The 18,550-nt window shown below is 55.6% G+C and carries 17 protein-coding genes and 1 other RNA gene; 11 read left to right on the top strand and 7 right to left on the bottom strand.

The window, feature by feature from the left end:
- Positions 1 to 773: DDE-type integrase/transposase/recombinase (locus JWF83_RS24150; RefSeq protein ID WP_413647923.1), on the bottom strand; the 773-nt coding region annotated here is incomplete at its 3' end.
- Between the two features lie 135 nt (positions 774 to 908).
- Positions 909 to 1,808 carry a LysR family transcriptional regulator ArgP gene (locus tag JWF83_RS24145; RefSeq protein WP_413653039.1) on the bottom strand — a complete coding sequence of 300 codons (900 nt, stop codon included), beginning with the start codon at positions 1,806 to 1,808 and terminating at the stop codon, positions 909 to 911.
- A gap of 194 nt (positions 1,809 to 2,002) precedes the next feature.
- On the opposite strand from JWF83_RS24145, the gene rpiA reads away from it, so the two are divergent.
- Both rpiA and serA read left to right on the top strand, forming a co-directional pair.
- A complete protein-coding gene (rpiA, locus tag JWF83_RS24140) occupies positions 2,003 to 2,662 on the top strand; it encodes a ribose-5-phosphate isomerase RpiA (protein WP_413653038.1) in 660 nt (219 codons plus the stop codon).
- Between the two features lie 321 nt (positions 2,663 to 2,983).
- The gene (gene serA / locus JWF83_RS24135) at positions 2,984 to 4,222 is read left to right on the top strand and encodes a phosphoglycerate dehydrogenase (protein WP_413653037.1); all 1,239 of its coding nucleotides are present in this window, start codon (positions 2,984 to 2,986) and stop codon (positions 4,220 to 4,222) included.
- A 39-nt stretch (positions 4,223 to 4,261) separates the two neighbouring features.
- Here the strand turns inward: serA and JWF83_RS24130 are convergent, their stop codons facing one another.
- The 3 genes from JWF83_RS24130 to zapA form a co-directional block, all read right to left on the bottom strand.
- Entirely contained in the window at positions 4,262 to 4,852 is a 591-nt protein-coding gene (locus JWF83_RS24130; RefSeq protein WP_413653036.1) for a 5-formyltetrahydrofolate cyclo-ligase, read from the bottom strand.
- Between the two features lie 65 nt (positions 4,853 to 4,917).
- A non-coding RNA gene (gene ssrS, locus JWF83_RS24125) (6S RNA) lies at positions 4,918 to 5,101 on the bottom strand.
- Between the two features lie 40 nt (positions 5,102 to 5,141).
- On the bottom strand, positions 5,142 to 5,471 hold the full coding sequence (gene zapA, locus JWF83_RS24120) for a cell division protein ZapA (protein WP_017803516.1): 330 nt from the start codon (positions 5,469 to 5,471) through the stop codon (positions 5,142 to 5,144).
- A gap of 171 nt (positions 5,472 to 5,642) precedes the next feature.
- Here zapA and JWF83_RS24115 point away from each other — a divergent pair, with 171 nt between their 5' ends.
- The 4 genes from JWF83_RS24115 to ubiI all read left to right on the top strand — a co-directional run bounded on the left by JWF83_RS24115 (position 5,643) and on the right by ubiI (position 9,962).
- Complete coding sequence (locus tag JWF83_RS24115; RefSeq protein ID WP_413653035.1) at positions 5,643 to 6,221, top strand: YecA family protein; 579 nt, start codon at positions 5,643 to 5,645, stop codon at positions 6,219 to 6,221.
- Positions 6,222 to 6,299: 78 nt separating this feature from the next.
- Complete coding sequence (pepP, locus tag JWF83_RS24110) at positions 6,300 to 7,571, top strand: Xaa-Pro aminopeptidase (protein WP_413653049.1); 1,272 nt, start codon at positions 6,300 to 6,302, stop codon at positions 7,569 to 7,571.
- On the top strand, positions 7,568 to 8,746 hold the full coding sequence (gene ubiH, locus JWF83_RS24105; protein WP_413653034.1) for a 2-octaprenyl-6-methoxyphenyl hydroxylase: 1,179 nt from the start codon (positions 7,568 to 7,570) through the stop codon (positions 8,744 to 8,746). The genes pepP and ubiH overlap by 4 nt, the downstream gene beginning before the upstream one ends.
- A 13-nt stretch (positions 8,747 to 8,759) precedes the next feature.
- Positions 8,760 to 9,962, top strand: coding sequence for an FAD-dependent 2-octaprenylphenol hydroxylase (ubiI, locus tag JWF83_RS24100; protein ID WP_413653033.1), 1,203 nt, complete (start codon positions 8,760 to 8,762; stop codon positions 9,960 to 9,962).
- Here the strand turns inward: ubiI and JWF83_RS24095 are convergent.
- On the bottom strand, positions 9,901 to 10,857 hold the full coding sequence (locus tag JWF83_RS24095) for a hypothetical protein (protein WP_413653032.1): 957 nt from the start codon (positions 10,855 to 10,857) through the stop codon (positions 9,901 to 9,903). The genes ubiI and JWF83_RS24095 overlap by 62 nt on opposite strands.
- A 406-nt stretch (positions 10,858 to 11,263) precedes the next feature.
- Between JWF83_RS24095 and gcvT the strand changes: the two genes are divergently transcribed.
- From gcvT to trhA, 5 genes are all read left to right on the top strand, one after another.
- Positions 11,264 to 12,361, top strand: a complete 1,098-nt coding sequence (gcvT, locus tag JWF83_RS24090) for a glycine cleavage system aminomethyltransferase GcvT (RefSeq protein WP_413653031.1) — start codon at positions 11,264 to 11,266, stop codon at positions 12,359 to 12,361.
- Between the two features lie 29 nt (positions 12,362 to 12,390).
- Positions 12,391 to 12,777 (top strand): glycine cleavage system protein GcvH, encoded by a 387-nt coding sequence (gene gcvH, locus JWF83_RS24085; protein WP_413653030.1) that lies wholly within the window; start codon positions 12,391 to 12,393, stop codon positions 12,775 to 12,777.
- Positions 12,778 to 12,850: 73 nt separating this feature from the next.
- Positions 12,851 to 15,724: an aminomethyl-transferring glycine dehydrogenase gene (gene gcvP, locus JWF83_RS24080; protein WP_413653029.1), complete on the top strand. Its 2,874-nt coding sequence runs from the start codon at positions 12,851 to 12,853 to the stop codon at positions 15,722 to 15,724.
- A 64-nt stretch (positions 15,725 to 15,788) separates the two neighbouring features.
- On the top strand, positions 15,789 to 16,532 hold the full coding sequence (locus JWF83_RS24075) for an SDR family oxidoreductase (protein ID WP_413653028.1): 744 nt from the start codon (positions 15,789 to 15,791) through the stop codon (positions 16,530 to 16,532).
- Between the two features lie 166 nt (positions 16,533 to 16,698).
- Positions 16,699 to 17,352 carry a PAQR family membrane homeostasis protein TrhA gene (gene trhA, locus JWF83_RS24070; RefSeq protein ID WP_413653027.1) on the top strand — a complete coding sequence of 218 codons (654 nt, stop codon included), beginning with the start codon at positions 16,699 to 16,701 and terminating at the stop codon, positions 17,350 to 17,352.
- A gap of 41 nt (positions 17,353 to 17,393) precedes the next feature.
- On the opposite strand, the gene ygfZ is transcribed toward trhA, so the two are convergent.
- Positions 17,394 to 18,374: a tRNA-modifying protein YgfZ gene (gene ygfZ / locus JWF83_RS24065; RefSeq protein ID WP_413653026.1), complete on the bottom strand. Its 981-nt coding sequence runs from the start codon at positions 18,372 to 18,374 to the stop codon at positions 17,394 to 17,396.
- Positions 18,375 to 18,550: the final 176 nt, after the last annotated feature.

Raw genomic sequence — 18,550 nt, 5'->3', positions numbered from 1 at the left:
TTCAGCGAACGGTGCATCCGCTCATGCCGTCCGTTCTGCTCCGGGTGACCTTTCCTGATGCGCTCCGGCAGGATACCCAGCTTTATCAGCCACACGCTGAGCTGGCTCAGTCCGGCGATGCCTGAACCGGCGAAAGGCGCCCCGTTATCCGTACGCAGTACTTCCGGCAGCCCGCACTCCCTGAAGACCTTTTCCAGACAGGCGCGAACGAACACCGTACTTTCCGCCTGGCCAGCCTCGCATGCCAGCAGGTAGCGGCTGTGGTTGTCGGTCAGGGTAAAGGGACGGCAGTAGCTGCGGTCCAGTAGCCGGAAGCGGCCCTTGAAGTCAGCGCTCCAGACCTGATTAACGTGACGGATATCGGTCAGCTTCTGCACGTTGCCCGGTGTGCGTCTGCGCTTTTTACGGTCAGGTATTAAGCCTTCGCGTTTGAGGAGGTCACCGACAGTGCTGCCGGCCGGGACATCAAAGTTTACGTTGTGGTTCAGGAGCCACTGACGGATTTTACTGGCCCCCCAGTCCTGATGAGTGAGCCTGAGGTCGATGAGCTGCCGGGCGACATCGGGTGGGATGCGGTGCGGCTGCGTAAGACGTGCACGGGAACGGTCAGCCAGAGACAGGGGGTCATCGTGCTGAAAACGGTTAAGCCACTTGTATCCGGTTTTACGGCTGATGCCGAACTGGCGGCAAAGGGAAGCAAAAGAATGAGTGCCTGCATGGCAGGCACGGATGAATTCGAGGCGTTGCATGATAACAGTCTCAGTCCAGGGCATAGTGAGTCTCCTCCGCTATGCCAGTTATAACTGTTACCCATGTGCCCGGTCTAAAGTGTTACCCATGTGACCGGTTTGTACCTTTATGCCGCCCGTTCCTGACCCCCGGCTATCTGGAATAAGGCTGCGAGAGGCCTATTCCGTATCCTGACGCAGCACCCGATGGCCGTGAGCCAGTAGGGCATCGGTCACCCGACGCATCAGACGGCTCTCCGGCGCAAAGCGGTGCCAGTAGAGCATCCGGCGCTGCAACAGCCCCGGCGTCAAATCAATCAGCTCGCCGCTGGCCAGCTCCTTTTCGATTTGCAGATGCGGGATCATACAGCAGGTCGACCCCTGGCGCGCCAGTTGTACAAATGCTTCCGACGAGTTAACAATATGACAGGGTACGCTACCCGGCGACAGATCGAAGTTCTGCTGTAAAAAAGCCTGATGCATATCATCAAGGTGGTCAAATGCCACTGCCGGTGCTTTCAGCAGCGCTGAGCGCGTTACGCCATTGGGGAAATAGCGTTCGGCAAACTCTTTCGAGCCGACAAACAGATAGTCGAGTGCGCCCAGTTGATCGACCAGACAGCTCGGCAGCGGCTGCGGCTGAATCGACACGGCGCCCACCACCTCACCACGACGCAAACGCTCCTGAGTACGGGTTTCATCCTCCACCTGCAGGTTCAGCCGCACCGGCGAGTCAGTCAGCACCGTTTTCAGCGCCGGCAGCAGCCAGGTCGCCAGACTGTCGGCGTTGACCGCCAGCGACAGCAGCAGCGGGGTAGTGCCGCCATTTTCGTCACCCAGCCACTCCTCTTCCAGCAGCTCAACCTGGTGCAGCAGCGCCAGCAGCTTTTGCCCCTGTTCCGTCGGACGTGGCGGCACAGTTCGCACCAGCAGCGGCTGGCCAAACATATTCTCTAACTGCTTTATCCGTTGCGATACCGCAGATTGCGTAATACAAAGCTTTTGCGCAGCACGTTCGAAGCCACGCTCACGAATCACCGCATCCAGCGCCTGAAGCGTTCTGTAGTCCGGGCGTTTCATTGTTGTTATCTTCTCCTTCAGGGATGGAACCAGCACTATGCCATAAATTCTGGCGTTTGCCCTGACCTTACTAATCAATCACTTTGTGGGCTGGCTTACAGTCCTGCCAATCAAAACCAACAGAACAGGACATTTTGCGCGATGGTTGCTTTATACTACGGGCACACAGATGCAGCACAGGCATTAAACATATCATGACACAGGATGAACTGAAAAAAGCAGTAGGCTGGGCAGCGCTCGAATACGTACGGCCCGGTACCATTGTGGGCGTCGGCACCGGTTCCACCGCCGCGCATTTTATTGATGCGCTGGGTTCGATTAAACATCAAATCGATGGCGCAGTTTCCAGCTCTGATGCTTCCACCGCCAAACTCAAGGGCTTAGGTATTCAGGTGTTTGATCTGAATGAAGTCGATGCGTTATCGATCTACGTTGACGGTGCGGATGAGATTAACCCACAGATGCAGATGATCAAAGGCGGCGGCGCGGCGCTGACACGCGAGAAAATTATCGCTGCAGTTGCCGATAAGTTTATCTGCATTGCCGATCAGTCAAAACAGGTGGATGTATTGGGTAAATTTCCCCTGCCGGTGGAAGTAATCCCGATGGCGCGTGCTTTTGTCGCGCGCGAACTGGTCAAACTTGGCGGCCTGCCGGAGTACCGTCAGCATGTGCTGACCGATAACGGCAACATTATTCTCGACGTGCATAATCTGCAAATTGTCGATGCCATCGCCCTGGAAAAAGCGATTAATGCCCTGCCTGGCGTCGTCACCGTAGGTCTGTTTGCCAGCCGTGGCGCCGATATTGCGCTGATCGGCACCGCTTCCGGCGTGAAAACTATTGAGAAATGATCTGTCTGGCGTTACGACGCCAGCAGTTATTTCCTGAAAAAAAATATCTTTTCTTCACCTGGCTAAATTTGGTGACTTATGTCACATAAGTTCAGCCGGTTGCGCCATCGTTCTGAGATGGCGATGGCTATCGCTATAATCTGCCGCATTGTTCTGTCTGACGATGGCGCCGTGCTGGCGGCCAGGCAATCGTTTGTATTGCTGCCAGCGTATTTTTTGATATTTTGACAGAAGGCTGGCTTATACCCCCGTTTTTTGCACGCTGAAAGCGGCGGGGGATATATCAGTTACATCTGAAGTCTGCAAAATTAAGGTCGGGAAATGGCAAAGGTATCACTGGAGAAAGACAAGATTAAATTCCTGCTGGTGGAAGGTGTTCACCAGAGCGCGCTGGAAAACCTGCGTGCGTCAGGCTATACCAATATCGAATTTCATAAAGGCGCACTGGATAGTGAGTCGTTAAAAGAATCCATCCGTGATGCGCATTTCGTTGGCATCCGTTCGCGTTCCCAACTGACCGAAGAGATTTTTGCTGCGGCAGAAAAACTGATCGCCGTTGGCTGCTTCTGTATTGGCACCAACCAGGTGGATCTGAACGCGGCGGCGAAACGTGGCATTCCGGTGTTTAACGCGCCTTTCTCCAATACCCGATCCGTTGCTGAACTGGTGATTGGCGAACTGCTGCTGCTGCTGCGTGGTATTCCGGAAGCTAACGCCAAAGCACATCGCGGTATCTGGAATAAGCTGGCGGTAGGTTCTTTCGAAGCGCGTGGCAAAAAGCTCGGCATCATTGGTTACGGCCATATCGGCATGCAGCTCGGCGTGCTGGCGGAAAGCCTTGGTATGCATGTGTTCTTCTACGACATTGAGAACAAGCTGCCACTGGGTAACGCGACCCAGGTTCGTCATCTCTCCGATCTGTTAAATATGAGCGATGTGGTAAGCCTGCATGTGCCGGAAACCCTCTCCACGCAGAATATGATTGGCGCGGAACAGCTGGCGCTGATGAAACCGGGTTCACTACTGATCAATGCCTCACGCGGCACGGTGGTCGATATCCCGGCATTGTGCGCGGTGCTGGCGAATAAACATCTGGCTGGCGCGGCAATTGACGTGTTCCCGGAAGAACCGGCCACCAATACCGAACCGTTTAACTCACCGCTGTGCGAGTTCGATAATGTGATTCTGACGCCGCATATTGGCGGATCCACGCAGGAAGCGCAGGAAAATATCGGGATTGAAGTGGCGGGCAAACTGGCGAAATATTCCGATAACGGTTCAACCCTCTCTGCGGTTAACTTCCCGGAAGTGTCGCTGCCGGTGCATGGCGCTGCCGTCAGCCGTCTGCTGCACATCCATGAAAACCGTCCCGGCGTGCTGACCGCAATTAACCAGATCTTCGCTGAGCAGGGGATTAACATCGCTGCCCAGTATCTGCAAACCACCCCGCAGATGGGTTATGTGGTTATCGATATCGATGCTGCCGAAGATGTGGCGAACAAAGCGCTACAGCTGATGAAGGCGATTCCGGGTACTACCCGCGCACGCCTGCTGTACTGATGCAACGGGCGGCAGAAATGCCGCCCGTCTCTGTTCGGTTTACCACTGCCACAGGTTTGACGGCGTGATCATCGCCGCCAGCGGCACATCCCATTCCGCTACCGGCAGGCTATCCACCTGCTGACAATCATGCGCCAGCCCGACCGGCAAAAATTTTTCATGCTGCCAGTTCTGCAAGGTTCGGTCATAGAAGCCCCCTCCCATCCCCAGCCGGTGTCCGTTATGGTCAAAGGCCACTAATGGCATCAGCACCACCTCCAGCTCGCTTAGCGGCAGCAGATTAAGGATATTCAGCGCTGGTTCAGGAATACGCAGGCGGTTCGGCTGCAGAGGCGTCGTGGCATCGTAGCGGAAAAACAGTAACTGCCCGCGTGCGAAGGGATGCAATACCGGCAGATAAACCTGTTTTTTCTGCTGCCACAGTTTTGCAATCAGCGGACGGGTATTGAGTTCACCATCAACCGAGAGGAACAGCGCGATATGGTTGGCCTGACGGATAGGGGCAAAATTAAGCGCGCGTTCGGCGGCTTGTTCCGCAGCCTGTTGCTGTTGTTCATCACTGAGCGCCAGGCGCAGATGGCGAACATGGGTACGAATATCCTGACGATCTGACAATGAGATGGATGTCATAGGGAACTCGTTGCAGCTAATGGGGGCGCCCGAAGGCTGAAACGGTCTGGCCGTTTGAAGGGAAGGGAATCTCCGAGATGCCGCAGCAGGCTGTAACCCTTGAACCCTTGGTTCAAGGTGAGTATGCCGTCGCAACCATCAGGCTTCTCGGACGGACCGAGCATGCTCACAGGTTACGGAGCGTCACACTCTGTTGGTATGAAATATCGGCTCAGGGGACTGGCCCGCTTGCAAACATCTCAGAGAAAATTTACTTCACCGTCACTGTATCACAGCCAACCATGAAGTGTTATTCGAACTTTGCACCCTGACGATCAGATATGCGACCTTGCTCAAGTAATGCTTGCTCAATGGTCTGTTGCAGCATACGAATACGTTGTTCCATGTTGGCAGCATAGTCGCGTGTTTTGACTTTTTCCTGCGCCAGCTCATGACAAATATTCAATGCGGCAATGAACACCAGTTGCTCGGTATTTGTGACTCTAGTGCGAACTTTTAAATCTTGCAACCGTTGATTGAGGTCTTCCGCAGCCATGTTCAGCGCATCTTGCTGTTCAGGCGGACAATTCACTCTTAATGAACGGCCAAAAATTTGAATATCTACCGGTTGTGCAGACATGCCACCTTCCTGACTGATTACTGCGCCCGCTATTCACCCTTGCCACTCAAGGGCTTGGGAGGGGCGCCACTATATATACCCCAAAGAGAAGAAACAAGCCCTTTCTGGAATCGTCGAGGCACCTGGTGGTAGCATAACACGAACTTATCCTGCCAACGACGATGAATACGTATGTCTATACAGAACACAATGCCGGGTTATGACGCTCTGGCTTCAGCTCTCACACAGCAAGGCGTCGGTATGACGCCAGCGGAAATGCACGGTTTAATCAGCGGCATCATCTGCGGTGGCAGTAAAGACCGCAGCTGGCAAACGCTGGTCCATGATCTGACTAATGAAGGTATGGCGTTCTCTCAGGTGCTGTCCCAGCCGCTGCAGCAACTGCATCAGAGCGTAAGCGAGATGCTGGAAGACGATGGCTTCCTGTTTCAGCTCTATCTTCCCGAGGATGATGACATCACGGTATTCGACCGCGCCGACGCGCTGGCGGGTTGGGTCAATCACTTCCTGCTGGGACTGGGCGTGACGCAACCTAAGCTGGACAAAGTGACCGGCGAGACCGGTGAAGCGATTGACGACCTGCGCACTATCTCTCAGCTGGGTTATGACGAAGATGAAGATCAGGAAGAGCTGGAGAACTCACTGGAAGAGATCATTGAGTATGTGCGCGTTGCGGCGCTGCTTTGTCATGATACTTTTACCCATCAGCAGCCCACTGCCGTTGAGATGAAAAAACCGACCTTACACTAAACCAGGATTTTAACAGGGAGCCGTATTGTGGTTAATCTTTCCGCGTTTTTACAGCGCCGTCAGGCACTGTTAGCCAAAATGGCGCCGGCCAGTGCGGCGGTGATTTTTGCTGCGCCAGAAGCAACACGCAGTGCCGATAGCGAATACCCGTATCGCCAGAACAGCGATTTCTGGTATTTCACCGGTTTTAACGAGCCGGAAGCGGTGCTGGTACTGATTAAAAGCGATGAGACACATAACCACAGCGTGCTGTTTAACCGCGTACGCGATAAAACCGCCGAGATCTGGTTTGGCCGTCGGCTGGGACAGGATGCGGCGCCGGAAAAACTTGGCGTCGACCGTGCTCTGCCGTATGACGATATCCACCAGCAGCTGCACCTGCTGCTGAATGGTCTGGATGTGGTCTACCATGCACAGGGCGAGTATGCCAGCGCGGACAGCATTCTGTTCAGCGCGCTGGATAAGCTGCGCCGCGGCTTCCGGCAAAATCTGCAGGCTCCGGGCACGTTGACCGACTGGCGTCCCTGGGTGCATGAAATGCGGCTGTTTAAATCAGCGGAAGAGGTTGAGATCCTGCGTCAGGCCGGGAAAATCAGCGCGCTGGCCCATACCCGCGCCATGCAGCAGTGCCGTCCGGGGATGTATGAATATCAGCTGGAAGGTGAAATTCTGCATGAGTTTAACCGCCATGGCGCGCGCTTCCCCTCCTACAATACTATCGTGGGCGGCGGCGAAAACGGCTGCATTCTGCACTACACCGAAAATGAATCGCCGCTACGGGATGGCGACCTGGTACTGATTGATGCCGGCTGTGAGTTCCATGGCTACGCAGGTGATATTACCCGTACCTTCCCGGTGAATGGCAAATTTAGCGCGCCGCAGCGCGCGATTTACGACATTGTCCTGGCATCGTTGTCTCGTTCGCTGGAACTGTTCGCCCCGGGCGTCAGTATCCGTGAGGTGAATAACGAAGTGGTGCGTATTATGGTCAGCGGTCTGGTAAAACTCGGCGTGTTGAAAGGCGATGTTGATCAGCTGATTGCCGATGCCGCCCACCGCCAGTTCTTTATGCATGGCCTCAGCCACTGGCTGGGGCTGGATGTGCATGATGTCGGCCATTACGGCACTGCCGATCGCGGCCGCATTTTGCAGCCAGGCATGGTGCTGACGATCGAGCCGGGTCTGTATATTGCACCGGATGCCGATGTGCCTGCGGAGTATCGCGGTATTGGTATTCGTATTGAAGATGACATTGTGATCACCGCTGATGGTAATGAGAATCTTACCGACAGCGTGGTGAAAAATGCCGATGATATTGAAGCGTTAATGGCGGCAGCTAAAGCGTTATGAGCATTATTATCGCAGGCGGAGGTATGACCGGCGCCACGCTGGCGCTGGCGATTTCCCACCTTTCGCAGGGGCGGCTGCCGGTGACGCTGGTTGAAGCCAGCGCCCCGGGAAATGGCGATCATCCCGGTTTTGATGGCCGGGCCATCGCGCTGGCGGAAGGCACCTGTCAGCAGCTGGCGGCGATTAATATCTGGCCCTCTCTGCAGGAGTGCGCCACGCCGATCACCCATGTTCATGTAAGCGATCGCGGGCATATCGGTTTTGTGGCGCTGGATGCGCAGGATTACGCGGTATCCGCGCTGGGGCAGGTGGTGGAACTGCACGATGTCGGCCAGCGTTTGTTTCGTTTGCTAAAGCAGGCGCCAGGCGTCACGCTGCGCTGCCCGTCTGCAGTCACCGCCGTGAATCGTAGTCAGCAGCAGGTGACGGTAACGCTGGACAGCGGTGAACAGCTGGCTGGACAATTGCTGGTCGCCGCTGATGGTTCGCGTTCGCAGCTGGCTGCCGCTTGCGGTATCCAGTGGCAGACGGATGATTATCGCCAGCTGGCAGTGATCGCCAATGTTTCCACCCAGTTGCCGCACCATGGCCGGGCATTTGAGCGGTTTACCCGCGACGGACCGCTGGCGCTGTTACCGATGTCAGGCGGCCGCAGTTCGCTGGTATGGTGTCATCCGTTGGCAGATAAAGCGCGGGTGGATAGCTGGGGCGACGATGAGTTTTTACGCCAGCTGCAAAACGCCTTTGGCTGGCGGTTGGGTAAATTTACCCAGCTGGGGCGGCGGGTTAGTTATCCGCTGGCGCTACAAACCGCGACGCAAAATACCAGTCATCGTCTGGCGCTGGTCGGCAATGCGGCGCAAACACTGCATCCGATTGCCGGTCAGGGATTTAATCTTGGCCTGCGCGATGTGATGTCGCTGGCGGAAACCCTGGCGAGCGCCAGTCGTCAGCAGCAGGATCCCGGCAGTTTTGCCGTGTTGCAACGTTACCATCACCGCCGTCAGCCCGATCGACAAACCACCGTTGCGATTACCGACAGTCTGGTGCGGCTGTTTGCCAACCGCTATGCGCCGTTGGTGGCAGGACGCAATCTCGGCCTGATGGCCATGGACAATTTACCGCTGATGCGCCATATGCTGGCTGAGCGCACGCTCGGCTGGGTGAAGCGTTGATAAGAGGATTTGCATGCAAACATTTGACGTAGTGATCGCCGGCGGCGGTATGGTTGGCCTGGCGGTGGCTTGCGGATTGCAGGGCAGCGGGCTGCGCGTGGCGGTGCTGGAAAAATCCCAGCCGCAGGAGATGGCTGCCGGTGCGCCGCCGGGACTGCGTGTTTCGGCGATTAACGCCGCCAGCGAACGGCTGTTGCAGCATCTTGGCGTCTGGTCTTCGATCCTTGCACTGCGCGCCACGCCATATCACGGTATGCAGGTATGGGATCGTGACAGTTTTGGTCAAATCGCTTTTGATGATGAGCAGCAAGGGATGGCGCACCTTGGCCATATTATTGAAAATCAGGTGATTCACCAGGCGCTGTGGCAGAAAGCCAGCCAGCTGAGTGATATTACGCTGATTGCGCCGACCCGGCTGCAACAGGTGGCATTTGGCGACAATGAAGCTTTTATCACCCTGCAGGATGGCAATATGATGAGCGCCCGCCTGTTGATTGCCGCTGACGGCGCCAATTCCTGGCTGCGTAATAAAGCCGATATCCCGTTAACCTTCTGGGATTATCAGCATCATGCGCTGGTTGCCAATATTCGTACTGAACAGCCGCATGATGCGATAGCGCGTCAGGTGTTTCATGGTGATGGCATTCTGGCTTTCCTGCCGCTAAGCGATGCGCATCTGTGCTCAATTGTCTGGTCACTGGCGCCGCAGGAGGCCACGCGTCTGCAAGCGATGCCCGCCGATCTGTTTAACCAGCAGCTGTCGGTAGCTTTCGATATGCGGATGGGATTATGTCAGGTGGAAAGCGAACGTCAGACTTTCCCGCTTATGGGGCGCTATGCGCGCAATTTCGCCGCCCATCGCCTGGCGCTGGTGGGCGATGCCGCACATACCGTACATCCGCTGGCCGGGCAGGGGGTAAACCTTGGCTTTATGGATGCGGCGGAACTGATTGGCGAAATTAAACGTCTGCAGCAGCAGGGCAAGGATATTGGTCAGCATCTCTATCTGCGTCGCTATGAGCGCAGCCGTAAACACAGTGCGGCGTTAATGCTGGCGGGGATGCAGGGTTTCCGCGAGCTGTTTGCCGGCGAAAATCCGGCGAAGAAATTGCTGCGCGATGTCGGTCTGAAGCTGGCGGATACGCTGCCGGGCGTTAAGCCACGTTTGTTAAAACAGGCGATGGGGCTAAATGATCTGCCCGACTGGTTAAAATAGTTCCGCTGGGGCAGCTAACCACCGATCGCGGGGCGGGATTTATTCCGCCCGGCGTATCGCGTTTCAGGTATTCCCATGCAGGGGCGGGACTTATCCCACCCGGCGTATCGCGTTTCAGATATTCCCGTGTCGGGACGGGATTTATTCCGCCCGGCGTATCGCGTTTCAGATACTCCCGTGTCGGGGCGGGATTTATTCCGCCCGGCGTATTGCGTTTCAGATATTCCCCTGTAGGGGCGGGATTTATTCCGCCCGGCGTATCGCGTTTCAGATATTCCCCTGTAGGGACGGGATTTATTCCGCCCGGCGTATCGCGTTTCAGATATTCCCCTGTAGGGACGGGATTTATTCCGCCCGGCGTATTACGTTTCAGATATTCCCGTGTAGGGGCGGGATTTATTCCGCCCGGCGTATCGCGTTTCAGATATTCCCGTGTCGGGGCGGGATTTATTCCGCCCGGCGTATCGCGTTTCAGATATTCCCGTGTCGGGACGGGATTTATTCCACCCGGCGTATCGCGTTTCAGATATTCCCGTGTCGGGGCGGGATTTATTCCGCCCGGTGTATCGCGTTTCAGATATTCCCCTGTAGGGGCGGGATTTATTCCGCCCGGCGTATCGCGTTTCAGATATTCCCCTGTAGGGACGGGATTTATTCCGCCCGGCGTATTACGTTTCAGATATTCCCGTGTCGGGGCGGGATTTATTCCGCCCGGCGTATCGCGTTTCAGATATTCCCCTGTAGGGGCGGGATTTATTCCGCCCGGCGTATTACGATTCAGATATTCCCGTGTCGGGGCGGGATTTATTCCGCCCGGCGTATTACGTTTCAGATATTCCCCTGTAGGGGCGGGATTTATTCCGCCCGGCGTATCGCGTGACGCGGGATCCATCAATGACAGGACCTGCCTGACCCCCTTTGGTTTGACTTTAGAGACATCGCCCTGTTTTGGGGCACATTTGAAATATTCTAATTTTACCCGGATTTTCACATTATTTTTTCTCATGCATAATCCATTTTGCTAAAGTCATTTTTTATCCCCGCGACTGACAACTGGCCTTATTAATCTGCGTTAATAGCTTTTTGATATTAATTGTGTGCCTTATGGCGCAGTTTTTCAGTGAAAAATTCTGCAGAATCAGCGCGCATCGTTATTGTGCAACCCGGATTCGCCCTCGTATAGCTTATGGTTAATCCGCGCATTCAGTGGTAACTTCAGGGCAAAGGTAACGTTTGCGTTGCACCGTTTTGCCGGTAGGAAGCGCGAATCTACGAACAACTTGCTTATGCACAGGATAGATATGACTCAGCAGACTCCTTTGTTCGAACAGCATCAGGCCTGCGGCGCTCGCATGGTGGATTTTCACGGCTGGATGATGCCGCTGCATTACGGTTCGCAGATGGATGAGCATCACGCGGTACGCAATGATGCCGGTATGTTTGATGTGTCCCATATGACCATTGTCGATCTGCACGGCGTCCGCACCCGTGAATTCCTGCGTTACCTGCTGGCGAACGATGTCGCCAAACTGACCAGGCCGGGTAAAGCGCTTTATAGCGGAATGTTGAACGCTTCCGGTGGCGTAATTGACGATCTGATAGTTTACTTTATGACCGAAGACTTTTTCCGTCTGGTGGTCAACTCCGCCACGCGCGAAAAAGATCTGGCGTGGATTAGTCAGCATGCCGCTGCTTATGCGGTACAACTGACCGAACGTGACGACCTGGCGCTGATCGCCGTACAGGGCCCGCATGCTCAGCAGAAAGCGCAAAGCCTGTTCGATGACGCGCAGCGTCAGGCCGTTGCTGATATGAAGCCATTCTTTGGCGTGCAGTCCGGTGAGCTGTTTATCGCCACCACCGGTTATACCGGCGAAGCGGGTTATGAAATTGCGCTGCCGGTGGCACAGGCTGCCGGTTTCTGGCAGCAACTGCTGGCCGCCGGAGTAAAACCTGCCGGCCTGGGCGCGCGCGATACGCTGCGTCTCGAAGCGGGAATGAACCTGTACGGACAAGAAATGGACGAAACCATTTCCCCGCTGGCCGCCAATATGGGCTGGACTATCAGCTGGGAGCCTGCCGACCGTGATTTTATCGGCCGCGAAGCGCTGGAAAACCAGCGTGAGAAAGGTACCGATAAGCTGGTTGGTTTAATCATGACAGAGAAAGGCGTACTGCGTAATGAGTTGCCGGTACGCTTCAGCGATGACGCGGGCAATCAGTATCAGGGCATCATTACCAGCGGCTCGTTCTCCCCAACCTTGGGCTGCAGTATCGCGCTGGCGCGTGTTCCGGCGGCCATTGGTGATAAAGCAATCGTACAGATCCGCAACCGCGAAATGCCGGTGCAGGTCAGCAAACCTGTTTTTGTGCGCGCCGGTAAGCCGGTCGCTAAATAACCCGTTTATTTTTTCTGGAGAGTGTGGCGATGAGCAATGTGCCAAGTGAACTGAAGTATCGTGATAGCCATGAGTGGGTGCGTAAAGAAGCGGACGGCAGCTATACCGTCGGCATCACTGAGCACGCCCAGGAACTGTTGGGCGACATGGTATTTGTCGACCTGCCTGAAGTCGGCGCCACTTTTGCCGCTGGTGATGATTGTGCAGTAGCCGAATCGGTAAAAGCCGCATCGGATATCTACGCGCCGCTGAGTGGGGAAATCATTGCCGTCAACAGCGAACTGGAAGCCGCCCCTGAGCTGGTTAACAGCGACCCATACAGCGACGGCTGGTTATTTAAGATCAAAGCCAGCGATGAATCTGAACTGGATTCGTTGCTGGATGCCGATGCTTACCAGTCAGCTATTGACGAATAGTCACTCCCCTCTCACCCGCCATGCGGGGGGAGGGAGCAATATTTTCTTATGCCCGATGCAGGATTTACCGCTAATGACTCAGACTCTCAGCCAGCTTGAACACACCGGTGCGTTTATCGAGCGCCATATTGGCCCATCTCAGGAACAGCAGGATGCCATGCTGGCTGCCGTTGGCGCCGCTTCAGTTCCTGAACTGATCGCCTCGATTGTTCCCGCCGATATTCAGTTACCCAGCCCGCCGGCCATCGGTGACGCGTTAACTGAACATCAGGCGCTGGCCGAGCTGAAAGCGATTGCCAGTCAGAATCAGCTGTATAAATCCTGGATCGGTATGGGCTACACGCCGGTGCTCACGCCGCCGGTGATCCTGCGTAATATGCTGGAAAATCCGGGCTGGTACACCGCCTATACCCCTTACCAGCCGGAAGTATCACAGGGCCGTCTGGAAGCGCTGCTTAATTTCCAGCAGGTTACGCTGGATCTGACCGGACTGGATATCGCTTCCGCTTCGCTGCTGGACGAAGCGACCGCCGCGGCCGAGGCGATGGCGATGGCCAAACGCGTCAGCAAACTAAAAAATGCCAATAAATTCTTTGTGGCTGATGATATTCATCCGCAAACCCTTGATGTGGTGCGTACCCGAGCGGAAACCTTTGGTTTCGAGGTGCTGGTTGATAAAGCCGATAAGGTGCTGGATCACCAGGATCTGTTTGGCGCACTGCTGCAGCAGGCTGGCACCACCGGTGAAGTCCATGATTATCGTCAGCTGATTGCCGAATTAAAAAATCGCAAAGTGATCGTCAGCGTCGCCGCCGATTTTATGTCGCTGGTTCTGCTGGAAGCGCCGGGCAAACAGGGAGCGGACATTGTGTTCGGCTCTGCGCAGCGTTTTGGCGTGCCGATGGGGTATGGCGGCCCGCACGCGGCATTCTTTGCCGCCCGCGATGAGCATAAGCGTTCAATGCCCGGCCGTATTATTGGCGTATCCCGTGATGCTGCCGGCAATACCGCGCTGCGGATGGCGATGCAGACCCGTGAGCAGCATATCCGTCGTGAGAAAGCGAACTCCAATATCTGTACTTCGCAGGTGCTGCTGGCCAATATCGCCAGTCTGTATGCGGTGTATCATGGCCCGGTCGGATTGAAACGTATTGCCGGTCGTATTCATCGCCTGACTGATATTCTGGCGGCTGGCCTGAAACGTGGCGGTCTGACGCTGCGTCACAACAGCTGGTTTGATACCCTAACTGTCGAGGTGGCCGACAAAGCGGCGGTACTCGATCGCGCTCTGAGTTTTGGCGGTAACCTGCGTACCGATATCCATCATGCGGTGGGTATTACGCTGGACGAAACAACCACCCGTGAAGACGTGGCGATGCTGTTGGCGATCCTGCTCGGCGATAACCATGGTCAGGATATTGACGCGTTAGATGCGCAGGTGGCGGCTGACAGCCAGTCGATCCCGGCCGCTCTGCTGCGTCAGAGTGCGATTCTGACCCACCCGGTATTTAATCGTCATCACAGCGAAACTGAGATGATGCGCTATATGCACAGCCTTGAGCGTAAAGATCTGGCGCTGAACCAGGCGATGATCCCGCTCGGCTCCTGCACCATGAAGCTGAACGCCGCCGCGGAAATGATCCCCATCACCTGGCCGGAATTTGCCGGGTTGCATCCATTCTGCCCGGCAGAGCAGGCAAGCGGTTATCTGCAGATGATTGGCCAGCTGTCACAGTGGCTGGTACAGCTGACCGGTTATGATGCGCTCTGCATGCAGCCGAACTCCGGCGCTCAGGGCGAATATGCCGGTCTGTTGGCGATTCGTCGTTATCACGAAAGCCGTAACGAAGCGGGCCGTCATATCTGTCTGATCCCCAGCTCGGCGCACGGTACCAACCCGGCGTCAGCACAGATGGCGGGAATGGCGGTGGTCGTGGTGGCCTGTGATAAACAGGGCAATATCGACCTGCACGATCTGCGTCTGAAGGCGGAGCAGGCCGGTGAACAACTCTCCTGCATTATGGTGACCTATCCGTCCACCCATGGTGTCTATGAAGAGACCATCCGTGAAGTGTGCCAGATTGTGCATCAGTTTGGTGGTCAGGTGTACCTTGATGGCGCCAATATGAATGCGCAGGTAGGTATTACCACGCCGGGTTATATTGGTGCCGATGTCTCTCACCTGAACCTGCATAAAACATTCTGTATTCCGCACGGCGGTGGCGGTCCGGGCATGGGGCCGATTGGCGTGAAAGCGCATCTGGCGCCTTTTGTCCCGGGTCACAGCGTGGTGCAGATTGAAGGGGTGCTGACACAGCAGGGCGCGGTGTCTGCCGCCCCGTTTGGCAGCGCCTCTATTTTGCCAATTAGCTGGATGTATATTCGCATGATGGGCGCCGAAGGGCTGAAACAGGCCAGTTCGGTCGCCATCCTCAATGCCAACTATATCGCCAGCCGCCTGAAATCCGCCTATCCGATTCTGTATACCGGTCGTGATGGCCGCGTGGCGCACGAATGTATTCTGGATATTCGTCCGCTGAAAGAGCAAACCGGCATCAGTGAACTGGATATTGCTAAGCGCCTGATCGACTACGGTTTCCACGCGCCAACCATGTCATTCCCGGTGGCCGGGACTCTGATGGTTGAGCCGACCGAATCTGAGAGCAAAATCGAACTGGATCGCTTTATCGATGCGATGCTGTCGATTCGTATCGAGATCGATCGCGTCGCCGATGGAGAATGGCCGGTGGAAGATAATCCGCTGGTGAATTCACCGCATACGCAAATGGAAATCGTCGCTGAGTGGTCGCATCCGTACAGCCGCGAACTGGCGGTATTCCCGGCTGGCAGCGACAATAAATACTGGCCGACCGTGAAGCGCCTCGACGATGTCTTCGGTGACCGCAACCTGTTCTGTTCCTGCGTGCCGATCAGTGACTATCAGTAGTCATTAATTGCAGATTATCGTCATCATGGCCGGGCTTGCCCGGCCTTTTTTATGGGAGAAAAAGATGAAAATTGCTTTGGTGACCGGCGCCAGTCGCGGCATTGGCCGTGCTACGGCGCTACTGCTGGCGCAACGCGGCTATCAGGTGGCGGTAAACTATCATCAGCGTGCGCAGGCGGCTGATGAGGTGGTGCGACTGATTGAACAGGCTGGCGGCAGTGCCTTTAGTGTCCAGGCGAATATCGCTGACGAAGCGCAGGTGATGGCGATGTTCCGGCGCATTGATCAACAGCCGGGGGAACTCAGCGCGCTGGTCAATAACGCCGGGATTTTATTTCAGCAGGCAACGATTGAGCAACTGACCGCTGAGCGCATTAACCGGCTATTCAGCACCAATGTCACTGGCAGCTTTATCTGCTGTCGTGAAGCGATCAGACGTATGGCATGGCATCACGGCGGCAAAGGCGGAGCGATTGTTAATGTCTCTTCTGCGGCCGCCCGGCTGGGGGCGCCGGGGGAATATATTGATTATGCCGCGTCGAAAGGCGCGATGGATACGCTGACCAAAGGCTTATCGCTGGAAGTGGCGGCGCAGGGCGTGCGGGTTAACGGTGTGCGGCCGGGGTTTATCTATACTGAAATGCATGCCGATGGCGGTGAAGCGGATCGGGTCAATCGTGTGGCGCCAGCGATTCCGATGCAGCGCGGTGGTCAGGCGGCGGAGATTGCCAGCGCGGTCGTCTGGTTACTTAGCGATGAAGCATCGTATATCACCGGCAGTATTATTGATGCCGCCGGCGGGCGCTAGAGCGGCGGGCAGAAAATATGTGAGGCGGTTACACTTTAATTTTGGCTTACATGTGTACTCTGAAACTATTCTCAGTTACGCTGTCTCTGTACAAATCTGCGGCACTAAGCCGTTGATGCAGCCAGCTCGTATGGTGGCTTTTGATTCCGGGGGAGATCCTGCCTTTATGACGAATAACTCGCTGGCAGTAGAGGGTTACTCACTGGCTGAAGAGATTGCGAACAGTATCAGCCACGGCCTCGGATGTATCCTGGGTATTATTGGTTTAGTGTTACTGCTTAACCAGGCGATTGATGCGCGCGCCGGGGTGATAGCCATCACCAGCTACAGTGTCTATGGCGGCAGCATGATCCTGCTGTTTCTGGCATCAACGCTGTATCATTCGATCCCGCATCCGCGCGCCAAATACTGGCTGAAAAAACTCGATCACTGCGCCATCTACGTGTTGATTGCCGGCACCTATACCCCCTTTATGCTGATCGCGCTGAAATCGCCGCTGGCACACTGGATGATGGCGGTGGTCTGGAGTCTGGCGCTGGTGGGTATTGTGTTTAAGCTACTCTTCGCGCACCGCTTTCCGGCGATGTCGCTGGTCACTTATCTGCTGATGGGCTGGTTATCGCTGATTGTGATTTATCAGCTGGCGATGAAGCTGTTGCCGGGTGGCGTCTGGCTGCTGGCTGCTGGCGGCATTATCTATACGCTTGGGGTGATTTTTTACGCGGTAGAGCGTATCCCCTACAACCACGCCATCTGGCATGGTTTTGTGCTTGCTGGCAGCTTATGTCACTTTCTCGCCATTTACTTCTATGTGATGTAATCATCGGGCGGGGCATCACTGCCCCGCCGGCGCTGCTGATATCAGGTAATGCTATAAGGCAGTGGCTGAATCGCTAACTTGCCGCCTTCATCACCGTGCACCCGCAGCACGCTATCCGCTTCCAGATCGTTATTCAGTACCGCCTGAACCCAGACTTCGCCATTATCCAGCTGGGTTGCCGCCAGAACAGTCCCGGTGCGACGCCAGTTTTCACCCAGCTGCAATTCCAGTGAGTCACCGGCTTGCGGAACGTGACTGGCGCTGCCCGCCAGCCAGAACAACGCGCGCTTATTCGCGCCGCGGAACTTCGCCCGCGCCACCATCTCCTGACCGGTGTAACAGCCTTTTTTAAAGCTAATTGCATCCAGCGCCTGCAGGTTAGTGGCCTGCGGAATAAACTGGGCGCTGTTCTTGTCATCAATAACTGGCAAGCCCGCTTCAATATTCAGCGCCAGCCATTGCGCGCTGTCATTGAATTGCGCTTCACCCGCCAGTTTTTGCCGGATGGCCTCGGCCTGGGTTGCGCTGGTGACCAGCAGAAAACGCTCGGCCGGGTGGGCAAACCACAGCAGGGTAGTCTCGTCCTGCTGTACCACCGGCGTTGCGGCATCCGGCAGTTGACTAAACAGGCCGGCCAGCGCGCCGCGCGCCTGAAAACCAGCGACGCCAAGCAGCACGGACTCATCGTCGGCGGCAATAATCACTTTCGAGAACACCGCATATTTTTTTAATTCGGCGATCTGCGTCTCTCGCAGGCTGCGGCGCTCAATATAAGCGAAGCCTTCACCGCGATGAAACAGGCGCAGATTACTCCACATCTTCCCTTTGGCATCGCAGTGGGCGCAGGGAAGATGCTGTTCGGCAGTCAGTGTGGTGATATCGAGCGTCACCTGGCCTTGCAAATAACTGACGCTGTCCTGACCCTGTACGGTCGCCAGCGCCCAATCTTCGAGCGAAATCAGCGTGAGCGGCAGACGCGCTGAGGCCACAGGCTGACGGGGCGGTAAAGTAAAGGTTGGCATAGTTATATCCTGAATGGAGGGTTCAAAAGCCATCAATATGTTGCTCATGTTAAAAGAGCCCACTTGCATTGCAACCTGTTTTCAGGCAACGACGCACAAAACGCGTGTTATTCCTGCGTCTGGCTGGCTGCGCTTTGCGTGTTATGCCGCAGAGGCGAAATTTGCGTATCGCGCAT

Origin of the sequence: Pantoea sp. B65 (assembly GCF_047308185.1) — a bacterium.
Classification (GTDB): domain Bacteria; phylum Pseudomonadota; class Gammaproteobacteria; order Enterobacterales; family Enterobacteriaceae; genus Erwinia.
This window is presented reverse-complemented; position numbering and strand designations above follow the sequence as displayed.

Coding starts and splice junctions, on each gene's coding strand:
- JWF83_RS24145 (WP_413653039.1), bottom strand. CDS start 1,808: ATGAAACGCCCGGACTACAGAACGCTTCAGGCGCTGGATGCGGTGATT.
- rpiA (WP_413653038.1), top strand. CDS start 2,003: ATGACACAGGATGAACTGAAAAAAGCAGTAGGCTGGGCAGCGCTCGAA.
- serA (WP_413653037.1), top strand. CDS start 2,984: ATGGCAAAGGTATCACTGGAGAAAGACAAGATTAAATTCCTGCTGGTG.
- JWF83_RS24130 (WP_413653036.1), bottom strand. CDS start 4,852: ATGACATCCATCTCATTGTCAGATCGTCAGGATATTCGTACCCATGTT.
- zapA (WP_017803516.1), bottom strand. CDS start 5,471: ATGTCTGCACAACCGGTAGATATTCAAATTTTTGGCCGTTCATTAAGA.
- JWF83_RS24115 (WP_413653035.1), top strand. CDS start 5,643: ATGTCTATACAGAACACAATGCCGGGTTATGACGCTCTGGCTTCAGCT.
- pepP (WP_413653049.1), top strand. CDS start 6,300: ATGGCGCCGGCCAGTGCGGCGGTGATTTTTGCTGCGCCAGAAGCAACA.
- ubiH (WP_413653034.1), top strand. CDS start 7,568: ATGAGCATTATTATCGCAGGCGGAGGTATGACCGGCGCCACGCTGGCG.
- ubiI (WP_413653033.1), top strand. CDS start 8,760: ATGCAAACATTTGACGTAGTGATCGCCGGCGGCGGTATGGTTGGCCTG.
- gcvT (WP_413653031.1), top strand. CDS start 11,264: ATGACTCAGCAGACTCCTTTGTTCGAACAGCATCAGGCCTGCGGCGCT.
- gcvH (WP_413653030.1), top strand. CDS start 12,391: ATGAGCAATGTGCCAAGTGAACTGAAGTATCGTGATAGCCATGAGTGG.
- gcvP (WP_413653029.1), top strand. CDS start 12,851: ATGACTCAGACTCTCAGCCAGCTTGAACACACCGGTGCGTTTATCGAG.
- JWF83_RS24075 (WP_413653028.1), top strand. CDS start 15,789: ATGAAAATTGCTTTGGTGACCGGCGCCAGTCGCGGCATTGGCCGTGCT.
- trhA (WP_413653027.1), top strand. CDS start 16,699: ATGACGAATAACTCGCTGGCAGTAGAGGGTTACTCACTGGCTGAAGAG.
- ygfZ (WP_413653026.1), bottom strand. CDS start 18,374: ATGCCAACCTTTACTTTACCGCCCCGTCAGCCTGTGGCCTCAGCGCGT.